At 57.3% G+C, this 2855-nt stretch carries 7 protein-coding genes; all 7 read left to right on the forward strand.

Translation table 11 applies throughout. The features are described from left to right. Positions 1 to 115: 115 nt before the first annotated feature. The 7 genes from Q0628_RS07765 to Q0628_RS07795 all read left to right on the forward strand — a co-directional run bounded on the left by Q0628_RS07765 (position 116) and on the right by Q0628_RS07795 (position 2786). Positions 116 to 583, forward strand: coding sequence for a regulatory protein GemA (locus Q0628_RS07765; RefSeq protein ID WP_298769787.1), 468 nt, complete (start codon positions 116 to 118; stop codon positions 581 to 583). Between the two features lie 4 nt (positions 584 to 587). Beyond that, on the forward strand, positions 588 to 1253 hold the full coding sequence (locus tag Q0628_RS07770; RefSeq protein WP_173345735.1) for a DUF3164 family protein: 666 nt from the start codon (positions 588 to 590) through the stop codon (positions 1251 to 1253). Further along, positions 1243 to 1428, forward strand: a complete 186-nt coding sequence (locus Q0628_RS07775) for a hypothetical protein (RefSeq protein ID WP_173345734.1) — start codon at positions 1243 to 1245, stop codon at positions 1426 to 1428. Before Q0628_RS07770 ends, Q0628_RS07775 begins: the two co-directional genes overlap by 11 nt. Then, positions 1428 to 1571 carry a hypothetical protein gene (locus tag Q0628_RS07780; protein WP_173823592.1) on the forward strand — a complete coding sequence of 48 codons (144 nt, stop codon included), beginning with the start codon at positions 1428 to 1430 and terminating at the stop codon, positions 1569 to 1571. The genes Q0628_RS07775 and Q0628_RS07780 overlap by 1 nt, the downstream gene beginning before the upstream one ends. Before the next feature lie 122 nt (positions 1572 to 1693). Further along, positions 1694 to 2146 (forward strand): hypothetical protein, encoded by a 453-nt coding sequence (locus Q0628_RS07785; protein ID WP_298769794.1) that lies wholly within the window; start codon positions 1694 to 1696, stop codon positions 2144 to 2146. After that, positions 2143 to 2280, forward strand: coding sequence for a hypothetical protein (locus tag Q0628_RS07790; protein WP_158213103.1), 138 nt, complete (start codon positions 2143 to 2145; stop codon positions 2278 to 2280). Before Q0628_RS07785 ends, Q0628_RS07790 begins: the two co-directional genes overlap by 4 nt. Then, the gene (locus tag Q0628_RS07795) at positions 2277 to 2786 is read left to right on the forward strand and encodes a DUF1353 domain-containing protein (RefSeq protein ID WP_298769798.1); all 510 of its coding nucleotides are present in this window, start codon (positions 2277 to 2279) and stop codon (positions 2784 to 2786) included. Before Q0628_RS07790 ends, Q0628_RS07795 begins: the two co-directional genes overlap by 4 nt. Positions 2787 to 2855: the final 69 nt, after the last annotated feature.

A 2855-nucleotide genomic window follows, 5' to 3' on the forward strand; every position in this document is an offset into this window, starting at 1 on the left:
CTCGCACCTTGTAATGTGGAGCAAGGAACTCATGCGCAACAACGACCGCGACACGCTCGACAACGAAATCCTCGAAAGCGCATCCCAGATGCTCGTAGTGGCAAGGTAGGGCAAGATGACTACTCCAGCCGACAAGAGGGCCGAACAGTACAGGCAGATCCACGGCCTTGTGCGCCTGCTCGGGATGAACGACGAAGCCTACCGCGACATGCTGCGCGACCGCTACCAGGTCGAAAGCTCCAAGCAGCTCTCGACACAGCAGCGGACCTCGCTCATCGCAAGCCTGCGCACGCAGGTCCACGCGGGGGCCACCAAGTTCGCGCACCTCTCCGGCAGGGCGAAGCACAAGGCGAGCCCCGCACAGCTCCGGGCAATCGAGGCGATGTGGGCGCAGGTCAGCCGCGCAGAGACTTCCGAAGAACGCCGCAAGGCGCTGAACGCATTCTGCAAGCGCCTCACCGGGGTCGATGTCATCACCTGGATCTGCAAGGACGACGCGAAGACGCTCATCAAGGCGATACAGGCCATGGGGGCGCAGAGCCCCGAAGAATTTAACCGAAACAAGAACAACAACCAGAGGTAAACCTATGGCAACAAAAGACAAAGACGGGAACTGGCTCGACGAGAAGGGACGCCCTATCCCCGAGCAGTACATTCCCGCGACAGACAAGAAGCGCGACGCCCTTGTCGAGCGCACCTTCAAGAAGGTCGTGAAGCTCGCCGAGAAAATCGCGGAACACCGTATCGAAATCGAAGGCAGCATCGACAAGTACCTCGAAGAACTCGCGAAGGAAAACCGCACCCGCGAGAACTGGAAGGGAAACATCCTGCTCTACAACTTCGACAAGTCGCTTGTCATCGAGCGCCGCATCAACGACCACATCGGCTTCGACGAACGCCTCCAGATGGTGAAGACCCTGGTGGACAAGTGGATCGCAAGCCGCCTCGACGGCATCGACGACAACCTCGGCAAGGTCATCGCCCAGGCATTCAACGTGGACAAGCAGGGCCGCGTGAACACAGCCATGCTCATGAAGCTCCTGAACCTCGAAATCGAGGATTCCGAATGGAAGAAGGCCATGCGCATGCTGAAAGAGTCGATCATCGTCAAGTCCTCCAAGCAGTCCACCACCTTCAAGCGGAAGGTGAAGACCGAGGCTGGCGAGACCTGGGAAGTCATCGTGCTCAACTTCAACGACGTGCCGCGCCCCGCAGCACCCGCAAAGAAAAAGGAAAAGGACGATGGCAAATAGCGAAACCCTCAAGACGCTCGACCTGTTCCGCGACCAGCTCGTTCTCGAAGCCGACTTCCAGTTCGGCTACGCGGTCACTCTCCGCCAGAACGGCGGGAAAGCGCTTATCAGCGGCGTAGGCTCCAGCCCGCAGAAGGCCATGGAAGACCTTGCCGCGAAGTGGGAGAAGGGCTAGTGACCAAACAACAAATCTTCCCGCTGGTACTCATCATCCTCGACCTTTTGGCAGCCGTCGTCTACGGAGTGACAGACATGGACGTGCGCAAGGTCGTCTACTGGGTAGCGGCGGCAGTTCTCACGATTACCGTCACGTTTTAAGCCATTGTCGTGGCGGTAGTCCCTGGGCGGTTGCGGTTGGCCACGTGCCGGGAGTTGTGACCCGGACACGGCGGGGTTCGAGCCCCCGCACTGCCCCTAACTAAACAAGAAAAGGAATTGTCATGCAAAACTGGGAAACTCTCATCGCCGACAAAATCGCCATGCACCGTGACAGCTACCGTCCGCAGCGAATAGAAGACCCAGGCAAGCGAAACCAGGCGAATGCACAGAAACGATGGGCCGAGAAAAACCCTGAAAGGCGCAGGGAAATTCAGCGGAAGCACGACGCGAAGCGAAGAAACGACCCGAAGAGAAAAGCCTGGCAAAAGGAATACGACGCTTCCCCCGAACGCAAGCAGTATCACCAAAAGTATCGCGAAGAAAACAAGGACGAAATCAACGCAAGGCATCGCGAATACAACGCGACCGAGAAGGGAAAGGCGGCAAACAGCAAGTATAACACACAGTGGCGCGAAAAGAACAAGGAATATGACCGAGAACGTAAGCGCATCTGGTGGAGAAAAACTCATCCAAATCCAGGGCCCATAGGACGCCCCAAAAAGGAAAAAACATGATTCCAAAGAGAGAATACCCCGAATACGTGACATGCAGCTGGTGCGGTCACAAGAAATACTGCAAGCTCGAAGGCCACAAGTGGGTCTGCAAGGCCTGCGACACCACCCACCCCCAAGGAGTCGAACGCAAATGAACCTCGCCTACAGACCGGAAGTCCCCACATGGGACAAGTATTCCAGGTGCGAAGAAATGTACAGCATCCGGAACCCGCTCCGCATCGAGATCCAGGCGAAGTGCGTCCCCGGCACGCTGGTCTACCAGATACGCCCCAGCTACGTCACCGACTTCCGCAGCGGCCCTTCCATCGTGAACCCGTTCATCCCGAAAATCGGCGACATCAAGCTCGCGCTTGCGTGGCTCATCCACGATGTCAACTACCACGGCTTCCTCTCGAAGAAACTTGCCGACCGGCTCCTGCTCGAAATGCTCGAACACGCAGGCATGGGCGCTGTCAAGCGCAACGCCGTCTATTACGCCGTCAAGTTCTTCGCCGGTTCCCACTACAACACCCTGGAAGAGGACCAGGGCGACATCTACAACCGGAACAAGACGCTGGTGCGCCTGCAATGGCTCGACCAGAACGGCATGACGCTCAAGCGCTTCAACGGCAGGACCATCACCGAAAACGCATTCAGATGATTACAGCAAACGGCATAATCAAGGTCATAAAGACCACGGCAAAGGCGGCCTACTGCGTCGCCTTTGTTG

It is taken from the genome of uncultured Fibrobacter sp., from assembly GCF_937877005.1.
Classification (GTDB): domain Bacteria; phylum Fibrobacterota; class Fibrobacteria; order Fibrobacterales; family Fibrobacteraceae; genus Fibrobacter.

Bases quoted from the DNA above. Each gene is read 5' to 3' on its own strand.
- Q0628_RS07765 (WP_298769787.1), top strand. From the start codon at position 116: ATGACTACTCCAGCCGACAAGAGGGCCGAACAGTACAGGCAGATCCAC.
- Q0628_RS07770 (WP_173345735.1), top strand. From the start codon at position 588: ATGGCAACAAAAGACAAAGACGGGAACTGGCTCGACGAGAAGGGACGC.
- Q0628_RS07775 (WP_173345734.1), top strand. From the start codon at position 1,243: ATGGCAAATAGCGAAACCCTCAAGACGCTCGACCTGTTCCGCGACCAG.
- Q0628_RS07785 (WP_298769794.1), top strand. From the start codon at position 1,694: ATGCAAAACTGGGAAACTCTCATCGCCGACAAAATCGCCATGCACCGT.
- Q0628_RS07790 (WP_158213103.1), top strand. From the start codon at position 2,143: ATGATTCCAAAGAGAGAATACCCCGAATACGTGACATGCAGCTGGTGC.
- Q0628_RS07795 (WP_298769798.1), top strand. From the start codon at position 2,277: ATGAACCTCGCCTACAGACCGGAAGTCCCCACATGGGACAAGTATTCC.